This is a genomic window from Vibrio plantisponsor, from assembly GCF_013041605.1.
GTDB classification, from domain to species: domain Bacteria; phylum Pseudomonadota; class Gammaproteobacteria; order Enterobacterales; family Vibrionaceae; genus Vibrio; species Vibrio plantisponsor.
The window spans coordinates 114752-134140 of the sequence record NZ_JABEQC010000012.1; the positions used below are offsets into that span (position 1 = coordinate 114752).

Below are 19389 nucleotides of genomic sequence, written 5' to 3' on the forward strand. Positions count from 1 at the left end.
GTCTCCAATCTATGAGAATGATGCGAGTAAAGTTAAAAGTAAATGTTGCAAAGTGTTACGGCAATTTACTCGAAACTTCTCTGTGGCACGAGTTCAACTTGCACTTTGAATGATCTAAAGCAATAAAAATTTAACTATCTTTTATAGGGTATTGTGCTTTTTGTGAATAATAACCCCGAATAATATTAAGGAATATATGTATTAGTTAATATTATTGTTTGCACAAGATTTTCTAATGTTAGGCGATAAAAAAAGAAAAGTGGCACAAATGCACCACTTTTTTAAAAGAGAGGGAGAATTAAGCGTATTGCGAGACTATACGGTTCCAGCGGTTTCTTTTTTCAACAAAATCGAGTTTAACTTGCTCGTAGCGAACCTTTAGCATAGAACGCTCATACTTCTTAAATGCTAGGTTTTTCTTACTTTCAAGCAGTTGTCTTTTAATATCGTAGTAATTGTGCAGTTCGCTCATGAAAGCATCAAATTCATTCTGAAAGCTATTCATTAGTACGACGTGATTTGGTAATGACAGTATTCTGCTTTGCACATACACAAGTGCCATCTGTGCACGTGCCTTCTCAATTTTCAGCGGTGGTGCTTTTCTTAATTTCTTGGTCAAGCCTACCCATGAGCACGCTTTGATAAGCCACTTGGTTGGGTCGTACTGCCACCAATAAATACCGTTTCGGTAATCATTTTCAAAGATGTGGTGATAGTTATGATAGCCCTCACCAAAAGTGAAGAAAGCCAACACGCCGTTGTCTCTAGCGGTGTTCTTATTGGTGTATGGCTGTGAACCCCAAATGTGCGCCAGAGAGTTAATAAAGAATGTGGTGTGGTGGTTAAGTACCAGACGAACAGCGCCAACCATTAATAGCATACCGATAATATCGTTATAGATGACGCCGAGTAATAGAGGCACACCGATATTCATGAGCACTGCAAGAGGCACGTAATAACGATGTTGCCACATCACAATCTTATCTTTTTGTAAATCACGACAGTTACTGTAGTCGTCATACACCGCTTGGTTATAGTGACGCAGCATCCAACCAATGTGTGAGTACCAAAAGCCTTTCTTGGCGGAATAGGGATCTTTGTCATTCTGGTCGACAAACTTGTGGTGTACTCGGTGATCGGAAGACCAATGAAGGGCGCTATTTTGTAATGCAAATGCGCCACCGAGAGCACACAGCAGACGAACTAGCCAATGGGCTTCAAAAGTCTTGTGAGACCACAGGCGGTGATAGCCCATGGTAATTGACAGGTTGCAGAATGAAAAACAGACGATCAGCCAAACCCAGTGCTCAGCACCGAAGCCAAAATGCCAACCAAACCACGGTGTAACAACCGCAGCTAAAATAAAACTGAGTGAGAATATTGCGACATTTAGCCATATAACTGGCGGCTTAGTTGTCATGATTTAATCCTTTGGGCTTACAAGTGTGCGCTAGATTATCAGCGAACAGGTGTAAGTCAAATAACTTTAGCAAAATTGTGACCAGTATGTTTTGCTTTTCCTTCGCAAATGAATAGTATGAATGGGTACTAGAAATCCTTACAGGAAGTTATAAGGACTAATAAATGGAAATTAGGATAGCGGAATATAGCGATTTTGAACGAATCGCTGCTCTTCACGTTCGTAGTTGGAAAACACATTACCAAGGTTTATTGAAGCAAGATTATCTCGATAATGAAGCATTGCCAGACAGACTTGTGATTTGGCAAACCCGCCTCACCAACCCACCTTTTAATCAGCATATTTTGTTGTTGGAAGAAAACGACCAGTTAATTGGTTTTATTTGTGCGTTTGGAAATCACGATTTTGAGCGTGGCAGTATTATTGAGTCATTGCATATTGACCCTGAATATCGGGGACGCGGACTCGGCAAGAAGCTGATTCGCGAAATGGCTAAATGGATTGATCACTATTTCCCAGATAATGGCGTTTATCTGGAAGTGTTGGAACAAAACAGACAGGCTATCGACTTTTATGACCACATCGGTGGTGAGCACCAATTACAACAGCTTTGGAAAGCACCTTGTGGCAGTGAAGTTCCGGAATTTGTTTACACTTGGAAAACACCGAAACTGATGCTGGCATCCATCGAATAAATACAGGTAATTGGATAGTCTAGTGATAACAAAAAGCCCAGCATTTGCTGGGCTTTCCTGTTTTTGTCGCTGGTTCTTATTGCGGAATATCAGCGCTTCGTGGTGAATTCCGAAACAGCTTGATCCATCTCTTTGGCTTGTTGAGAGACCATATCCACTTCAGACATGACTTGCTGCGCTGAATGCATATTGTCTTCTGAGATAGAGTTAAGCTCAGTGATAGACTCACTGACTTGGTTCATCACAATGCCTTGCTCTTCAATTGCAGAAGCAATACGTTCAGAGTTTGCCTGAATGTTGCTCATATCTGAAAGAATCAGGCTCAGGCTTTCGTCAAGCTTGTGGGAATCCATCAAGGTTTCTTGGCTCTGAGCGTTACATTGTTGAATGTCTTTCACGACCTGTCCCATTTGCGACTGAATTGCGGCAACCACTTTAGTAATTTCTTCAGTTGATTCGTGAGTTCGTGTCGCCAGTGAGCGAACTTCGTCTGCTACCACAGCAAAACCTCGGCCTTGCTCGCCGGCTCGTGCTGCTTCAATAGCCGCGTTAAGTGCAAGAAGGTTGGTCTGTTCAGCGATTCCCTGAATGATGTTCACGGTTCCACCAATCTTTTCAACATGATTGTTCAAAGAGGCAATTGAGTGCTGGCTAGATTCCAACGTTTTAGACAGCTGCTCAATATTACTCACTGTGGAATCAACCACCAGACGACCGTTTTCAGCATTGTGAGAGGCTTGTTGAACCCCTTCAACTGCCACGCTGGTACTCTCTGAAATTTCACCGATAGCGGAAACCATTTCCTGTACGGACGTTGCCATCATAGCGGTGTGTTCCGCCTGGGCATTAAAGTGTCTCAGTACTTCTTCCAACTCATTGTGCATTGCAGCCGTGCTGGCCGATAACTGGTTCGATTTTGCCTGAGAGCCTGAAATCAGCGTCTCGAACTTATCGAGCAGCTTGTTGAAGTAGTGACTGACCGACGCAAGTTCGTCCTTACCCGTAATGTCTGAGCGCAAACCAATATTGTTGGTATCAGAAATATTGTGAATAACATTCAACATACGGTTAACGCGAATGTTGATGGTGCGGCTGATTTGGAAAATAAGCGCCACAATGATGATAATCACAAACACAGTAATGCCGTTTTCAATCATGTCGATTTCAGCTCGGCGGCTATCCACTTCCTTGCTCAATGTTTCTGAAAAGGTTTTAAACTGCTCTTCAACATTGTGTGAAAGGTTGCGCGTATTGCCCAACAAACCTTCATTGTATTTCAGACCGATTTTCTGCTCTTGTAGAGTCACCGCTTTCGCGGCTGCAATAAGTTCGGACATTGATGCGATTTCTCCTTGCGGATTAATCACACCAGCGAGAACATTATCATCAAATTGACTTAGCTCAAGCTGACCTTCTTTGTTAGCATTGTTGAACGCTTGATTAAAGAGAGCGTAGTACTTTTGAAATAAACCGGATTCTTTATCCAGCCCAAGTTGAACATAAGCGGCAACCAGATCTTCAAAGCCTTTTTTATAAGACAGCAGATCATTGCGCAGATCCGCCGATGACCCAAGTTGATTGGAAGACAGAATAAGCGACAGTTCAGATTCTAAACTTAAAAAGAGTTCGCTGTTCTTTTTGAATGTATCTAGGTAACTTGTGCTGCTGCGAAGTAAGAAATCTTTTTCGTTACGGCGTAAATTAAGTAATCGAATTTCAAGCTTGTCGACTAAAGTGATGGCGTGAGTTAATTCTCGTGTAGTATTCGCGAAGTAATTAGAACTTATTAAAAGGGTAATGATGCCCAAGACAGCAATAACACCTAATGAATACAGCTTTTGTTTAATATTCATATGATTACCTGGTTTATAAAGTTTATAGATATTTTTGTTATTATCGTCGTGAGTGCAGGGGGAAATCGCCCCCTTAAGTTCAGTGTCGGCTAATATATGCACGACAATTATTAAAGTTTTATGACAGGAGCCTTGGTCGGATGACTATAGACGTAGAAAAGTACAAAGGTTTGATATTTGATATGGACGGAACCCTTATCGATACTATGCCTGCACACGTCGAAGCTTGGCGTGTTACCGCTGATAAATTTGGCTTTCCATTTGATGCAAAATGGCTGCAAAGCATGGGCGGAATGCCGAGTATTAAAATCGCCGTTGAGGTGAGTAAAGCCTACGGCATTGAACTCGACCCTAAAGCTGTCTCTGATTACAAGATGAACGCCTTTAGTCAAATTGATGAAAGCGGCGATTTGATCTCCGACACCGCAAATCTGCTTAAAGCGAATTTAGGCAAGAAGAAATTAGCAGTCGGTACTGGGAGTCAACGAGTTAGTGCGGTTAAGCTACTGACCCGAGTAAATATGCTTGATAAGTTGGATGCGTTAGTCACGGCGACAGATGTTGAAAATCATAAGCCTCATCCACAAACCTTTTTAACAGCGTGTGAATTATTGGGATTAGAACCTCAAGAATGTGTTGTGTTTGAGGACACTGATCTCGGCAAACAAGCGGCGCATGCTGGTGGTATGGATTGCATCATGGTGACAGAACACGGATTGCAGTTCTTTCCCTATCAGGGATAACTTCATTGCCATAAAAAGAGCCGCCTTGAGGCGGCTCTTTTGTTACTGTCCGTTTTTTAAGCCGTTGCAAAACTCTGGCTTTCAACAAAGTGCCAGTGCTTAGTTAATCGAAATTAATTCTACGTCAAAGATCAGAGTTGCTGACGGTGGAATAGGGCCAGTGCCACTTTTGCCATAACCAAGGTTTGCAGGAATGAAAAGGCGCATTTTCTGACCTTCAACCATCAACTGAACACCTTCTTGCCAGCCTTTAATCACTTGGTTTAAGCCAAAGGTAATTGGCTCATTGCGTTGGTAAGAACTGTCGAAGACAGTGCCATCTAGCAGTTTACCTTCGTAGTGAACCGTTACTTTGCTGTTTGCTTCTGGATGAACCGTACCTGTTCCTTCTTCAAGTACAAGATACTGCAAACCACTTTCAGTGGTGTGAACATCTGGCTTAGCGGCATTCTCTGTTAAGAATGCCTGACCAAGTGCAAGTTGCTCTTCACCGGCTTTATGGTTTGTCCAAGTGCGGTATACGAAAAATGCTGCAAGTACAAAAATAACAATAGGAAAAACGATTTTATACATGGTTATTGATCTTATGGTTGAGTGAGTAAGTAGCTAATAGTTTTTGCAATACCTTCCACATCTTTGTGGCCGCTGGTTAGGACTTGGTATTTTCCTTTCACCACAAAAGTTGGAACGGCATTGATTTGACCTTCACGTGACGCTTTGTCTGCGATTTTCATCATGCCCATCACTGACTGTTGCTGTTCTTGAGTTAAGTGATAAGGGGTCGTTAGGTTTCGGTCTGTAAACGCTTTTTCAATCGCAGCTTGGCGGTCGGTTAGTGTTGCACCTTCACCCATCTGAACTGCTGCGAACAATTCATCCATCATTGCTGTATCTGGAATGCCATCTAACTGCATCACTGCTGTGTAGTAGATCATAGCGCCGATCTTTGCCCCTTCATTGAAGGTTACGTGCAGCTTGCCAAAGTGTTCGTTCGTCAACTCTTCAAGTTGAGGAATGATGCTTTCCATTTTCCGGCAATGACCACAAGTGAGTGAGAACACTTCAGTCACAGGTGCTAAGCGATAGGTAGAAAGATTCGCTGGCAATAGTTGGTACTGTTCTCCTTCGACAGGTGTAGGGTCGTCGCTGCACCCAGAGAGTAAAAATACCAAGGAAAACAGACTTATAAAGCCAGTGAGCAATTTTTTCATATTAGATTCGCCTTTAAAAAACACTAGCTTAGATTCTAACGGCTTAATGATGTGACGCAAACCACGGATAAACAAATTGTTATCAATTTTCTATAAAGTTTTGTAAATGGTGCCGATAAATGTATGTAGTTAGATTGAAGGGTGATGTATTCGATGAAATTTTTAGCTTTTCCACTTATGTTGTTATTGGCTGGTTGTGGTTCACTACAAACCGACCGTATGTTCAGCAACAATTTATTAGATGCGGCACCGAAAGGCGAAACTGAAGTCCGTAATCCAGAGTGGGTAGCGCCGCCACGCAGCGCAATTTCAGGTGTGCGTGGCCCATTGGGTCAAGTTCGCACTAGCAGTTACGAAGCTTTGCAGCAGTTTCTTTTGCACAACGGCGTGGACTATGAAGTTCTGCCTGGCAACCATGTCATGGTTCGCCTAAAAAACTCTGTTCAATTTGAAACGGGTTCTTCGAAGGTTTCACAAGAGTCATACCATTGGTTATCAATGATGAGTGACTTTCTTTCAAGACAACAAGGCATCGATGTCGTGATCGATGGACACACGGATAGCACGGGTAAACCAACCTTTAATGATTCGCTATCTGTTAAACGTGCTGACACAGTGAAAACAACGCTGATTAAGAACAGAGTATCTAAAGACGCTATCTATACTCGTGGCTATGGTGAATACATCCCAGCATGTACCAACCGCACAACAGAAGGGCGCGCGTGTAACCGCAGAGTAGAACTGTTATTCATCGTTTCAAATAACTAATTGCTCAAATCATTCATCGAATTTATAACACTTTCATCCGCTTTCTATCCCAGCTTCGGCTGGGATTTTTGTTTAATATCCTCATCATTTCAAAGGAAATTGATAACACTCTCAGTTATAGAATAAAATGCGATAATAATTTTGAAACAATATTAACGTTTGTGTACATTCCCTCACAAACTATAACGTATAAGATATCGAGAAGTATGTCAGTTCATCAAGTTGCCTCAGATCTGGAGGTTCCAGTCGGAAAGACAGATCAACTAGTTTCTACCACAGATCTTAAAGGCGTTATTACCTACTGCAACGAAACCTTCTGTCGCATAGCCGGATTTACTGAAAGTGAACTGTTAGGGCAGAACCACAATATTGTTCGTCACCCTGACATGCCTAAAGCGGCATTCGCCGATATGTGGAGTCACTTAAAAAAAGGTCATCCATGGCGTGGAATCGTTAAGAACCGTACTAAAGCCAACGGTCATTACTGGGTTGATGCCTACGTCACCCCTATCTACGAAAATGGAAAGCTAGCCGGTTATCAGTCAGTCCGTGTTCAACCAAAACGTGAACGCGTTGAAACCGCAAGTAAAGCCTATAAAGCGTTGTGTAAAGCAGAGAAAGGCGGTAAGAGTTTCTCATTAACTTTGCCTGCTTCTGTTCGTTACGCCATTTTAGCGGGCTCATTATCTGCACCATCATTAGCTTATTTGGCGTCTGCAAACAGCGCTGTTCAGTTAATTTCGGGTCTACTGCCTGTTGCTGCGTTAGCGTTGCTATTTAGAAATGAACTGATTGAAACGCCTCGCCAGATTAACAAGCTGAAGAATAAATATGACAGTATCAGCCGTCTTATTTATTCAGGTAACAGAGAGTTTTCCTATGCGGATTATCATCTGCGCATGTACTCAGCACGTATTCGTACCGTGTTGGGGCGTATGGTGGATTCCGCTAAACCGCTTTATGAGACTTCTGAACAACTTAACCAAACTTGTGTTGAAGTTAACCAAGCGTTGGAACAGCAAAATATTGATATTCAGAGCGTAATGAGTGCAACCGATTCGGTAGAATCCGCCGCTGATGCGGTTTCCAGCAGTACCAATGAGGCCTATGCTTTGTTAGATCAAGCGCAGAATCAATGTTTGAAAACGAAGCAAACCATTCAACAGACGCACTCTGATCTGATGGCTTTAGCGGAGCAAGCTGAACGAGCAACAGGTACAACACATCAATTGAACGAGCAAGCCAATGCGGTCAGTCAGTTGATGGAAGAAATCGATGGCATTGCTGCTCAAACGAACTTACTGGCACTGAATGCGGCTATTGAGGCTGCAAGAGCTGGGGAACAGGGCAGAGGATTCTCGGTTGTTGCTGATGAAGTTCGTGCTCTGTCTGGAAGAACGCAAAAGGCGACTCACCAGATTCAAAACAGTTTATCTGCGATGTTAGATACCATTAAGTCTTGGCAGCATGAGATCCAAGAAAGCCAAATACAAACTCAAGCGTGTGGTTTAGTTGCTGAGGAAACGGGCAATCGACTCTATGAAGTTGAACGAATGCTTTCAGACATGCAAACGTTAGTGGGCGATATGGCGAAATCTGCTGAAGCGCAGCGAGGTTTGACTCAAGAGGTGAACCATCATATTCACTCTATCGCATCAGCTGCTACTCAAAACGTTGCGGCTACGAGTATTGTTAGTGAGCACAGCCGAGAGATGAAACAGCAAGTGGATAATTTCATTACTCTTGCGGCACGTTTCGAAGAGAAGTAACAAACGTTCAGAAATAGAAACGGAGACTTAGAGTCTCCGTTTCTAATTCCGTTAATTAATTTTTATGTCCGTTAATTAAGATGTTTAGAAGTTTACATCCAAGCCGAGCCAATAACGGCGTCCATCTTCAACGTAGCCATATTCTTCATAGCTAATATCAGCGTCTAACAAGTTGTAGATTGCACCTTTCAATCTTGTGTTGTCAGTGAGCTGATAGGTAATGCCAGCATCAACAAAGGTGTAAGAAGGTGCTGTGTCTGTATCTCTGAAGCTTGAAGGATCAGACTCTTTGCCTCGGTAAGTCACTTTTGCCCAGCTGTTTAGCTGATCGGTTGTCTGCCAGTCTAACTGAGTTGAGAATAAGTGCTTAGGTAGCTGAGTAAGAGGCGAACCTGCCATATCACCAGTAAGCTGTTTTGAGTAGGTATATGTATAGCTAGCTGCCCATTTCCAGTTTTCACCGATTGGCGTATCTAACGAAGCTTCAACACCACGAGTTACGGCTTCATCAACGTTGGTATATAGACGAGGCGGACGGCCCAGTAAGCTTGTGTCACCAGTACACACAGATGCTGAACATTCAATGCTGGTGATCTTATCTTTGAAATCATTGTTGAATAGACCAAGTGATGCCTGCAAACCAGAATCAGCATTGTAAATAAGGTTCAGTTCTTGGCTGACCATTGTTTCAGGACTTAGGTCAGAGTTGCCGTATAAGTTGCCACTGCGGCTGACTTGAACCCAATTGTCACTTGCTTGACGTAACTGAGGCGCTTTAAAACCGGTTGAGACACCACCTTTTAATGTCCACTCAGAAGCAATGTTCCATACACCATACAAACGAGGGCTAAGGTGAGAGCCGTAGTTTTCGTTAACATCAACACGGGCGCCAGCTGTGATAGTAAAGTTGTCCAAAGCTCGCCATTCATCTTCAACAAATATTGCGCCTTGGCTGTTGCTTAGCTCGGTAATAGTGCCGCCAGTATTACTGGTTTCATCGTTGAGTTTTGAGTATTCACCTTGGATACCAACACTGACAGTGTTGATCTCAAAAGGCATCACTAAGGTTGATTTTGCAACCGTATTTTCCAGCGACATTTGGCGAGATTTGTTGTTATTTCGCTCGTACTGAATGTAGCTGTCTGACTGACCCAGTGCATTCCAGCGACCTAAATGGCTGAGTGCGAATGAAGTGCGATCATATTGGTTCAGCTCATCGTCTTCACCATCTGCAACCGTTAATCCTTCAGTTCCGCTGCGTTCTTGCTTGGTTGTTTCTACAGTGAATGACACTTCTTGTTGTTCACTGAACTGGTAATTGAGCTTGGAGCCTATCGAACGCAATGTTTTATTTTGATAGCCATTTTCGATGTTGTCTTCGTCGCGTTGTATATTCTGACCATAAACTTGTAATGAGAGTGTGTCGGTCAGAGGTCCTGTAACGAAGAAATTGGTGTTTTGTTCATCACCTGAGTCACGGTTCTCTTGCAGGAGAGTACTGAGTTGTACGTTACCGCTCCACTCTAAATTGGACTTCTTGGTAATGATGTTGATGACACCACCCATTGCATCGGAACCGTAAAGAGTAGACATAGGCCCACGAATAATTTCGATACGTTCAATCGCTTCTAATGGTGGTAGCCAAGCTGCTTCGATGCCTGGTCCGTCACTGTTTGGACGAGTCTCACGAGATGATAAGCGTCGTCCGTCAACCAGCATTAACGTGTATTGCGAGCCTAAGCCGCGAATACTGATGTCCTTGCTGTCTCCTCCGCCTGTTACCACGACACCTGGCACATTGGAAAGTGCATCAGTCACGTCTCGATAGTATTTCGACGACAACTCTTCCTGAGTGATGAGTGTGACACTTGCTGGGGCATCGGTTTGAACCTGTTCATAGCCTGCGGCTGTCACGACCATGGTCTCTGTTGTATTGATACCAGCATCAGCTGCAAAGGCGAATGGGGCAGCAATAATGGCAGTTCCGCCAACAAAAAGTGCCTGACGTTTAAGAGTAGACATGTTTATCCTTATTTTGTGATAATAGTTATCATTAGTAAGTGGTAATTATTCACATTTGTATTGGTGGGGGATAGAGAGATTTATGGAACGCTTTGTCTCGAATATGGAACTTTTACGAGGTATATAAATGCATGATCTGACATCAATGAGAGCGTTTGAGGCCTTGCAAGAGCATAAAAGTTTAACGGCTGCCGCTAAGGCACTGAATCAGCCGAAATCGACAGTCAGCAGACGTCTGGCACAATTGGAGGCTGATATTGGGCAAGCACTCACGGTGCGTGAGGGAAATCGCTTAACGCTGACCAAAGCAGGGCAAGTCTTCGCTCGTTACAGTAAGCAGATGTTAGAGATAGCAGATGAAAGTTATGACGCCATACAAGGTTTAAATAATAAGGTGTCAGGGGAGTTAACCATTGTTTGTCATCCCGCTCTGATGCGTGGTTGGCTTAACAACATATTGAATATGTTTCTTAGTGATAACCCTAAAGTACGTGTTCGACTAAAAAGCGAAACTGCTTCCAACAGCACTAAGCCAGACTTAGTTATTTGGTTGGGTGAGTACCCCGACTTGGAATGGCGTAAACAGACTCTAGGTCAATGGCGATATGGTGTTTATGCCTCTCCAGATTACTTAAGAAAAGTTGACGAAATTCAACATCCTCAAGATCTTAATGGACACCCTTGGATCGACTTCGGTTCTGTGCGCAAAACGGGCGTAACGATTTCTACATCTGATCAAAGAACCTATTATTTGGAGCCGATGAAGAGTCGATTCGAAAGCGACAATTTGGTATTGCAGATTGACTCTATTGCGAATGGTCACGGAATAGGGCTATTACCTGACCCTATCGCTGCTGGCTATTCAAAACATCACCCAAATCGGATTGTCGAATGTTTATCTGAATGGAAAACGGGAACAACGGATATTAACTATTATGTTCAAAAAGGGTTGGTTCCAAGACGCTTACTGGCTCTGCTGGATTTGATTGAAACTAATGTGCCCTCTGAGTGGATAACTCAATAGCAGCATTGCTTAGAAAATAAAAAAATCCCCGCACTGTGGCGGGGATTTCTATTCTTTATCGTATTTGATTAAGCAAGCAGTTCGTTAGCTTTCTCAACGACGTTTTCAACAGTGAAACCGAACATCTTGAACAGTTGGTCTGCTGGTGCAGATTCACCGAATGTAGTCATACCGATGATTTTGCCGTTTAGACCAACATACTTGTACCAGTAATCCGCAATACCTGCTTCGATAGCGATACGTGCAGTTACGTCTGATGGAAGTACTGCTTCACGGTAAGCTGCGTCTTGCTTGTCAAATGCGTCTGTTGATGGCATAGAAACTACGCGTACTTGTTTGCCTTCAGCAGTTAGTTGCTCAGCCGCTTTCACTGCCAACTCAACTTCAGAGCCTGTTGCAATCAGGATTAGCTCAGGTTTGCCTGCACAATCTTTCAGGATGTAGCCACCCTTCGCGATGTCAGCCACTTGCTCTGCTGAACGTGCTTGCTGTGCTAGGTTTTGACGAGAGAAGATAAGCGCAGTAGGCGCATCTTTACGCTCGATAGCCAGTTTCCAAGCCACTGCTGATTCAACCTGGTCACATGGACGCCATGTGCTCATGTTTGGAGTCAGACGCAGAGAAGCGGTTTGCTCAACCGGTTGGTGAGTAGGACCATCTTCGCCAAGACCGATAGAGTCGTGCGTATAAACCTGGATGTTTTGCACTTTCATCAGTGCCGCCATACGTAGTGCGTTACGTGCGTATTCCATGAACATCAGGAAGGTTGCGCCGTAAGGAACGAAACCACCGTGTAGCGCGATACCGTTCATAATAGCCGTCATGCCGAATTCACGAACACCGTAATGGATGTAGTTGCCTGATGCATCTTCTGGTGTGATTGACTTAGAGCCAGACCACATAGTTAGGTTCGAAGGTGCAAGGTCAGCCGAGCCGCCCATGAATTCAGGTAGCATTTTACCAAACGCTTCGAGTGCGTTTTGCGATGCTTTACGTGATGCGATGTTGGCTGGGTTAGCTTGAAGATCAGCGATAACCGCGTTTGCTTTCTCTTCCCACTCAGCTGGAAGCTCGCCGTTCACACGACGTTTGAATTCTGCTGCTAGCTCTGGGTATGCCGCTGCGTACGCTGCGAATTTTTCATCCCATGCCGCTTCTTTTGCTGCACCTGCTTCTTTTGCATCCCACTCAGCGTAGATATCTGCTGGGATTTCAAATGGTGCGTGTTCCCAACCTAGGAATTCACGTGCAGCTTGGATTTCATCTGCGCCTAGTGGAGCACCGTGACAGTCGTGAGAGCCCGCTTTGTTTGGCGAACCAAAACCGATGATAGTTTTAGTACAGATTAGAGTTGGACGACCTGTTTCTGCTTTCGCAGCTTCAATCGCTGCGTTGATTGCGTCAGCATCGTGACCATCAACCGCAGGGATAACGTGCCAACCGTACGCTTCAAAACGTTTTGGCGTATCGTCAGCAAACCAACCTTCTACGTGACCATCGATAGAAATACCGTTGTCATCCCAGAATGCAATCAGTTTGCCCAGACCTAGAGTACCCGCAAGAGAACATGCCTCGTGTGAGATACCTTCCATCATACAGCCGTCGCCCATGAACGCGTATGTGAAGTGGTCAACGATGTCGTGGCCTTCTTTGTTGAACTGAGCAGCAAGCGCCTTCTCAGCCAGCGCCATACCTACAGCGTTAGTGATACCTTGACCTAGAGGACCAGTCGTCGTTTCAACACCTGGTGCATAACCGTATTCTGGGTGACCTGGAGTTTTTGAGTGAAGCTGACGGAAGTTCTTTAAATCTTCCATTGAAAGCTCGTAACCAGAAAGGTGAAGCAGTGAGTAAATCAGCATCGAGCCATGACCGTTAGATAGAATGAAACGGTCGCGGTCAGCCCAGTTAGGGTTTTGAGGGTTATGGTTTAGGTGTGAACGCCAAAGTACTTCAGCGATATCCGCCATACCCATAGGTGCACCCGGGTGGCCAGAGTTAGCTTTTTGAACACCGTCCATGCTCAGAGCACGGATTGCATTAGCCAATTGTTTGCGATTCATAGTCGTTACTCAGTTAAGTTTTAGTATTACTGCGAGCAGAGCGAACTCAGCTCAATTTGAAACAAGTATAAAAAGAGAAGCGAGTTAACACTCGCTTCTGAAATTTTTGATTAAAGCTTAGCTTCGATCATCGCTTCAAGTTTACCTTGGTCGATAGCGAAGTTGCGAATACCTTCTGCCAGTTTTTCTACAGCCATTGCATCTTGGTTATGATCCCATAGGAATTCAGCGTGAGTCATCGCTGCTGGACGTGCTTTGTTGCCATTAGAGTCAATAAGTTTCGCTACAACTTCGCCTTCTGCTGCTTCTAGTTCAGCAAGAAGTGAAGGAGCGATAGTTAGACGGTCACAACCAGCTAGTTCAAGGATTTCACCGATGTTGCGGAAGCTTGCGCCCATAACAACAGTTTTGTAGCCGTGCTCTTTGTAGTAGTTGTAAATAGTAGAAACAGATAGAACGCCTGGGTCTTCTTGTGCTGCGAAATCACGACCTTCTTTTGCTTTGTACCAGTCCATGATACGACCAACGAATGGAGAAATTAGGAACACGCCTGCTTCTGCACATGCGCGAGCTTGAGCAAATGAGAATAGAAGAGTTAGGTTACAGTTGATGCCTTCTTTTTCTAGCACTTCAGCAGCACGGATGCCTTCCCAAGTAGAAGCCAGTTTAATAAGGATGCGATCGTTAGAGATGCCAGCGTCGTTGTACATCTTGATAAGTTGACGAGCTTTAGCAATGCTGCCTTCAGTATCGTAAGAAAGACGAGCGTCTACTTCAGTTGAGATACGACCTGGGATCGTTTTTAGGATTTCTTTACCGATGTTAACCGCAAGCATGTCACAAGTATCTTGAACTTGTTGCGCTTTGTCGTTGCTTTGAGTTTTCGCGTACTCGATCGCTTGATCGATAAGTGGTGCGTACTCTGCAATTTGAGCAGCTTTAAGAATTAGAGAAGGGTTAGTTGTTGCGTCTTCTGGTTGGTATTTTTTGATTGCTTCAATTTCACCGGTGTCTGCTACAACGGTAGTCAGTTTACGAAGTTGCTCTAATTTATTGCTCATTTCGATCGTCCTATTTCTCGTTTCTCGTTGGGCTTTGCCTACCATTTAATATGCTTTCACCGAGTAAAAGAAGGTTACATAGCAAGACTGTGGCTTGGCATTGCAAACAGGTTAAGAAAACATTGTAGCTACTTTAGCGCTACATATAAGTTCAACAACGCTGTTCAATTCACATAAACATAATGTTTTTCACTGTCCGAACATTTGTAATGAACATATGATCGAGCAATGAGTAAATGATGTGCTCATATTTATCTTATCTGTTGTGAATGTCAATTGTGATTTCTTGTTTCTAGTGACCTAAATCAACATTAATTTACTTATGTTCATTGGCTTTAAGAGATAAAACGATTGCGCATACCTTATAAAACGTAACGAGTTTGCTCAACATCTCAAATTTGTCGTGAGAATATGTAATTGTGGTGAGCAAATGTTGCATGTGGAAGTGGGTGTAACATATGCTAGGTCAATGAGCAGATGCTCACTCTCGATTATGATGAGCATAATTTCACTGAAAAGAGTCGATGATGAATAATCCAACCCCAGAAATCTCTCTAGAAAATACTGATTTATTAACCGAAGTTTCGGTCGCTTACTACCAAGATGGAGCGACTCAAGAGGAGATTTCTAAGAAGTTTGCACTCTCTCGAGCCAAAGTCGGCCGTTTGCTCAAACAAGCAAGGGATGAAGGGATTGTTGAAATCACAGTGAAATATCATCCGGTGTTCAGTGCCAAGATAGAACGACGTTTAATTGAGCGCTTTGGCGTCAAGCGAGCACTTATCGCCTTAGATCAACCCAATGAAGAGCAGCAGCGTCAGCAAGTGGCTGGATTAGTCTCTCATTACTTAACCAACACTCTGAAAAACGGCATGGTGGTTAGCGTAGGGCAAGGGCGTAACGTTTCTGCTGTTGCCCATCATGTGGGTGTTATTACTCCTCGCGATTGTAAGTTTGTCTGTGGTATCGGCGGTATTCACCCGCGTGGTGGCATGTTCAACGCTGACCATATCTGTCGTCAGTTAGCAAAAAAATACGGTGGTTCATCGGAAACCTTGTACGCACCCGCATACGCAGAGAACCGAGATCAAAAGTTGGCGTTCATGCAAAACGCAACGGTTAAACAGACTCTTGATTTAGCGCGTAAAGCAGATATGGCGCTAATTGGTATCGGCGATATGAGCGAGAACAGCTATATGGTCGATCTGGGTTGGTTTACCGCTGAAGAGGTTGTGCAATCCCGTTTGCAGCAAGGCGTAGTGGGGGATTTTGCCGGACATGACTTTTTCAATGTTCAGGGTGAAATTGCCAATACAGTGATGAACGATCGCGTCATTGGTTTGAGCATCGATGAGTTCCGCTTGGTTTCAGAAGTGGTTGCTATAGCCGCCGAAAACAGTAAGCCTTTGGCATTGTTAGGGGCTCTACGTACCGGCGCTATTGATGTGATTGCAACTAGCGTAAGTAATGCGTTGACCGTTTTGAACCTTGATGAGCAAATGAGTGGTATCACGCCTTCACAAAATTTATAGAAAGATTAATAAAGCCTGTTCATACCACATTTTATTCACACCACATTTTATTCAGACCAGATATGGAGGCATTGGCCTCCTTTGTTCTATCTGATGCTCGCACAAATCTCTAAGTTGGATGATTAATCGCCACATTTCTAGAGTGAGGTGAATGTCACGACTACTTTTTAAACAGTGCAAGATTTGCACATCAAACTCTCATTTCACCGAAAGCCGTATTGCTATTTCTCATTATCCATTTCATAACAATAGAGAAACATTAAATATATAACTCTAGAATGACATGTTGAAGGAGCACTTATGTATCAAAAACTAAGGACTGGTTTATTAGCGGTAACGATGGCTTTTTCTCTGCCAGCGATGGCTGAAAACTACACGATTGGTACGGGAAGTCAGAGTGGTACTTATTATCCGTTAGGCGGTATGCTGGCTAAAATCTGGAGCGAAAATCTACCAGACTTCAATATGCGTGCTGAAGTGACAGCTGCATCGGTAGAAAACACGATTAAGGTGTCAACGGACAAGCAGTTGGTGGGTATTGCACAAGGCAACGTCGTACTTCAAGCTGCAAATGGTGTTAAACCGTTTCCGAAGAAACTTGATGTATCTGTACTGTTTTCTCTCTATCCAAACGTGGTGCAGTTCATCGTTCCTGCGAAATCCGATATCAAATCTATTGCTGACTTAAAAGGCAAACGCATTTCACTTGGGGCTCCGGGTTCAGGTACTCGTGTTAGTGCGGTAAACATCCTCAATACTCTGGGTATCACTGAAGATGACATCACAGCTCAATCACTAAACTACACGGCAACGACCAGTGCACTTGCAAACAACCAGATTGACGCGGGCGTAGTGGTAGGCAGCGTTGGTGTTGGCGCGATCACTGAGCTTGCGTTAACTCGTGATATTCGAATCATTAGCTTCAGCGAAGATGAGTTGGCGAAAATCACCAAAGACTATCCATCATACATTCAGATTGACGTGCCAGCAGACGCCTACAACAAAGTCCCAGCGTTTAAAGCGCCAGCAGTATGGAACGTACTGGTTGTGAACAACAATATGAGTGAAGAAATGGCTTACAACATGACTAAAGTGGCTTTTGAAAATATGGACAAAATCCGCCAAGTGATTGATGTAACTAAATACACTACGATTGAGAACATGACCAAGCTGCAAGGCATATCGCTTCACCCAGGTGCTGAAAAGTATCGTAAAGAACAAATGAAGTAAGTTGTAATGTTTGGAGGGAAGTCTTGACTCTGAACGGTTGGACTTCCTTCAAACCAAATGGACGATAAGTAATGTTACATGGAGTAAGTGATGAGTAAGGTTCATCCTAGTAACCAAAAAATTACCAATGTCATTGTTACGATAGCCGCGATTGCGGCTATCGCTCTTTCTGTTTTTCAGATTTGGCAGGGGATTGTGGCAAACCTAGCCGCTCCTGTTTTTCGACCCATTCACGTTAGCTGGGTATTAGCACTTGTGTTCTTGGCTTACCCACTGTTTAGCGATCGTAAACCGTTTCCTATTTATCTGCTTGGGCGAATCATTGATATCGTCTGCGTTGGATTGACATGCTGGGCATCGACACAAATAGCTTTATTTGATTACGACGACATCAGCTTTTTGCTTGATGGCTTGCAGTCGGCTGATCAGGCAGCGGGCGTGGTTCTTATCATTCTGCTACTAGAAGCAACACGTAGAACCGTTGGCTTAGTGATGGTGGTGATAGCTGCGCTATTTTTGCTCTACGCTATGTTTGGTAATGTGCTACCGGATAACATTGCCAGCAAAGGCTTTAGCGTTGAAGAGATTATTCGTTTCCATATTTACTCAACGAACGGTGTATACGGTGCTCCGCTGGCGATTGCCGCTGGTGTGGTATTTATGTTTGTTCTGTTTGGGGCTTTTTTACAAGTAACGGGTGCGGGTCAGTTCTTTATCGATATGGCGTTTTCTGTTGCAGGTAAATATCGTGGTGGCCCAGCTAAGGCAAGTGTTATCGCGTCAGCTGCACTTGGCTCAATATCTGGGTCAGCGATTGCCAACACAGTAACAACGGGCGCTTTGACTATCCCCATGATGAAAAAACTGGGTTATAAGTCTGAACAAGCTGCGGGGATTGAAGCCGCCGCATCAACAGGCGGGCAGATTATGCCTCCAGTAATGGGTGCTGGTGCGTTCGTTATGGCTCAGTTTACTGGTATTCCTTATAGCGAGATCTTAATTGTTTCGATTGCCCCAGCCATTTTGTATTTCGCTTGTACCTTGCTTTATGTGCATCTGATGGCGTGTAAGTTAGATCTTCAGGGGATGACTCAAACCGAAAAAATCGCCACAGTGTTGCGCAGTGGTTGGCATTATCTGGTACCACTCATTCTTATCACGGTTCTATTGATGATGAGCTATTCGCCAGTATTGGTAGGTGTGATTGGTTGTGCCTCAATTCTTTTAGCCGCTATGACGCGCAAACACAGCCGTATTAGTGTGAAGCTTTTCTTGGAAGGATTAAAAGAAGGTGCGCTTCTGGCTCTGCCTATTTCGGTTGCTTGTGCCACGGCTGGTATCGTAGTTGGTGTGGTGGGTCAAACCGGCATTGGTTTACAATTTACCCAATTTCTGATCGCAATGTCTGGCGGCTATTTATGGTCTGCGTTAGCTCTTATCGCGCTTGCTGCTGTCATTTTGGGTATGGGGCTTCCTGTTACCGCCGCTTATATCGTGTTGTCGATTATGGCGGTTCCGGCATTAATGGACTTCGGAGTGACCCTTCTGGCTGCGCACATGATAGTGTTCTGGTTATCACAAACCTCTAACGTAACCCCACCAATTGCACTTGCGGCATTTGCAGGCGCAGGGATAGCCAATGCATCACCAATGCGTTCAGCCGTTCAGGCATTTAAACTGGCGCAAGGCTTCTTCTTAATTCCGGCGATGATGGCCTTTTCAGGACTGATTTGGGTTGAAGGTGAGCATCTGCATTTCGCCATAGGCATCATAGCAACCATCAGCTTGTTTATCGCATTCGCTGGCGGCATAGAAGGGCGTTTGTTTGTTCCTTTACTGATGTGGCAACGTGCGGTCTTATTATGTATGGCGCTCGGAGTTTTGTTCTTATCTGATGTGAATCGCTTAATAGCTCTGGCCGTTATTGTGGTGATTTGTCTGATGAACTATCGACAACAGAGCAGAGCGCTTTCGCAAGTTTAGAATGCTTTTTAGTTA

15 protein-coding genes are annotated in these 19389 nt (G+C 44.0%); 8 read left to right on the forward strand and 7 right to left on the reverse strand.

The features are described 5' to 3' along the window. Nucleotides 1–298: 298 nt before the first annotated feature. Entirely contained in the window at nucleotides 299–1420 is a 1122-nt protein-coding gene (locus HKI82_RS16500) for an acyl-CoA desaturase (RefSeq protein WP_171138592.1), read from the reverse strand. Nucleotides 1421–1584: 164 nt separating this feature from the next. Here HKI82_RS16500 and HKI82_RS16505 point away from each other — a divergent pair, with 164 nt between their 5' ends. After that, complete coding sequence (locus HKI82_RS16505) at nucleotides 1585–2115, forward strand: GNAT family N-acetyltransferase (protein ID WP_171138593.1); 531 nt, start codon at nucleotides 1585–1587, stop codon at nucleotides 2113–2115. Between the two features lie 89 nt (nucleotides 2116–2204). On the opposite strand, the gene HKI82_RS16510 is transcribed toward HKI82_RS16505, so the two are convergent. Continuing rightward, entirely contained in the window at nucleotides 2205–3968 is a 1764-nt protein-coding gene (locus HKI82_RS16510; RefSeq protein WP_171138594.1) for a methyl-accepting chemotaxis protein, read from the reverse strand. Nucleotides 3969–4108: 140 nt separating this feature from the next. On the opposite strand from HKI82_RS16510, the gene HKI82_RS16515 reads away from it, so the two are divergent. Beyond that, nucleotides 4109–4711 carry a beta-phosphoglucomutase family hydrolase gene (locus tag HKI82_RS16515; RefSeq protein WP_171138595.1) on the forward strand — a complete coding sequence of 201 codons (603 nt, stop codon included), beginning with the start codon at nucleotides 4109–4111 and terminating at the stop codon, nucleotides 4709–4711. 99 nt (nucleotides 4712–4810) lie between these two features. Here the strand turns inward: HKI82_RS16515 and HKI82_RS16520 are convergent, their stop codons facing one another. Together HKI82_RS16520 and HKI82_RS16525 are read right to left on the reverse strand one after the other, a co-directional pair. Further along, the gene (locus HKI82_RS16520; protein ID WP_102942261.1) at nucleotides 4811–5284 is read right to left on the reverse strand and encodes a BamJ family beta-barrel-assembly machinery protein; all 474 of its coding nucleotides are present in this window, start codon (nucleotides 5282–5284) and stop codon (nucleotides 4811–4813) included. Nucleotides 5285–5295: 11 nt separating this feature from the next. Continuing rightward, complete coding sequence (locus tag HKI82_RS16525) at nucleotides 5296–5922, reverse strand: thiol:disulfide interchange protein DsbA/DsbL (protein ID WP_171138596.1); 627 nt, start codon at nucleotides 5920–5922, stop codon at nucleotides 5296–5298. A gap of 153 nt (nucleotides 5923–6075) precedes the next feature. Between HKI82_RS16525 and HKI82_RS16530 the strand changes: the two genes are divergently transcribed. Both HKI82_RS16530 and HKI82_RS16535 read left to right on the forward strand, forming a co-directional pair. Then, complete coding sequence (locus HKI82_RS16530; RefSeq protein ID WP_171138597.1) at nucleotides 6076–6690, forward strand: OmpA family protein; 615 nt, start codon at nucleotides 6076–6078, stop codon at nucleotides 6688–6690. Between the two features lie 206 nt (nucleotides 6691–6896). Further along, nucleotides 6897–8459, forward strand: a complete 1563-nt coding sequence (locus tag HKI82_RS16535) for a methyl-accepting chemotaxis protein (RefSeq protein WP_171138598.1) — start codon at nucleotides 6897–6899, stop codon at nucleotides 8457–8459. Between the two features lie 84 nt (nucleotides 8460–8543). Here HKI82_RS16535 and HKI82_RS16540 read toward each other — a convergent pair whose 3' ends face one another. Further along, the gene (locus HKI82_RS16540) at nucleotides 8544–10481 is read right to left on the reverse strand and encodes a TonB-dependent receptor domain-containing protein (RefSeq protein ID WP_171138599.1); all 1938 of its coding nucleotides are present in this window, start codon (nucleotides 10479–10481) and stop codon (nucleotides 8544–8546) included. A gap of 127 nt (nucleotides 10482–10608) precedes the next feature. Between HKI82_RS16540 and HKI82_RS16545 the strand changes: the two genes are divergently transcribed. Further along, a complete protein-coding gene (locus HKI82_RS16545; RefSeq protein WP_171138600.1) occupies nucleotides 10609–11505 on the forward strand; it encodes a LysR family transcriptional regulator in 897 nt (298 codons plus the stop codon). Between the two features lie 68 nt (nucleotides 11506–11573). On the opposite strand, the gene tkt is transcribed toward HKI82_RS16545, so the two are convergent. After that, nucleotides 11574–13568, reverse strand: a complete 1995-nt coding sequence (tkt, locus tag HKI82_RS16550) for a transketolase (RefSeq protein ID WP_171138601.1) — start codon at nucleotides 13566–13568, stop codon at nucleotides 11574–11576. 110 nt (nucleotides 13569–13678) lie between these two features. Then, nucleotides 13679–14629 carry a transaldolase gene (gene tal / locus HKI82_RS16555; RefSeq protein ID WP_171138602.1) on the reverse strand — a complete coding sequence of 317 codons (951 nt, stop codon included), beginning with the start codon at nucleotides 14627–14629 and terminating at the stop codon, nucleotides 13679–13681. Nucleotides 14630–15156: 527 nt separating this feature from the next. On the opposite strand from tal, the gene HKI82_RS16560 reads away from it, so the two are divergent. The 3 genes from HKI82_RS16560 (at nucleotide 15157) to HKI82_RS16570 (ending at nucleotide 19374) form a co-directional block, all read left to right on the forward strand. Further along, nucleotides 15157–16161, forward strand: coding sequence for a sugar-binding transcriptional regulator (locus tag HKI82_RS16560; protein WP_171138603.1), 1005 nt, complete (start codon nucleotides 15157–15159; stop codon nucleotides 16159–16161). Between the two features lie 300 nt (nucleotides 16162–16461). After that, entirely contained in the window at nucleotides 16462–17391 is a 930-nt protein-coding gene (locus HKI82_RS16565; protein ID WP_171138604.1) for a TAXI family TRAP transporter solute-binding subunit, read from the forward strand. A gap of 90 nt (nucleotides 17392–17481) precedes the next feature. Then, nucleotides 17482–19374 carry a TRAP transporter permease gene (locus HKI82_RS16570; protein WP_171138605.1) on the forward strand — a complete coding sequence of 631 codons (1893 nt, stop codon included), beginning with the start codon at nucleotides 17482–17484 and terminating at the stop codon, nucleotides 19372–19374. Nucleotides 19375–19389: the final 15 nt, after the last annotated feature.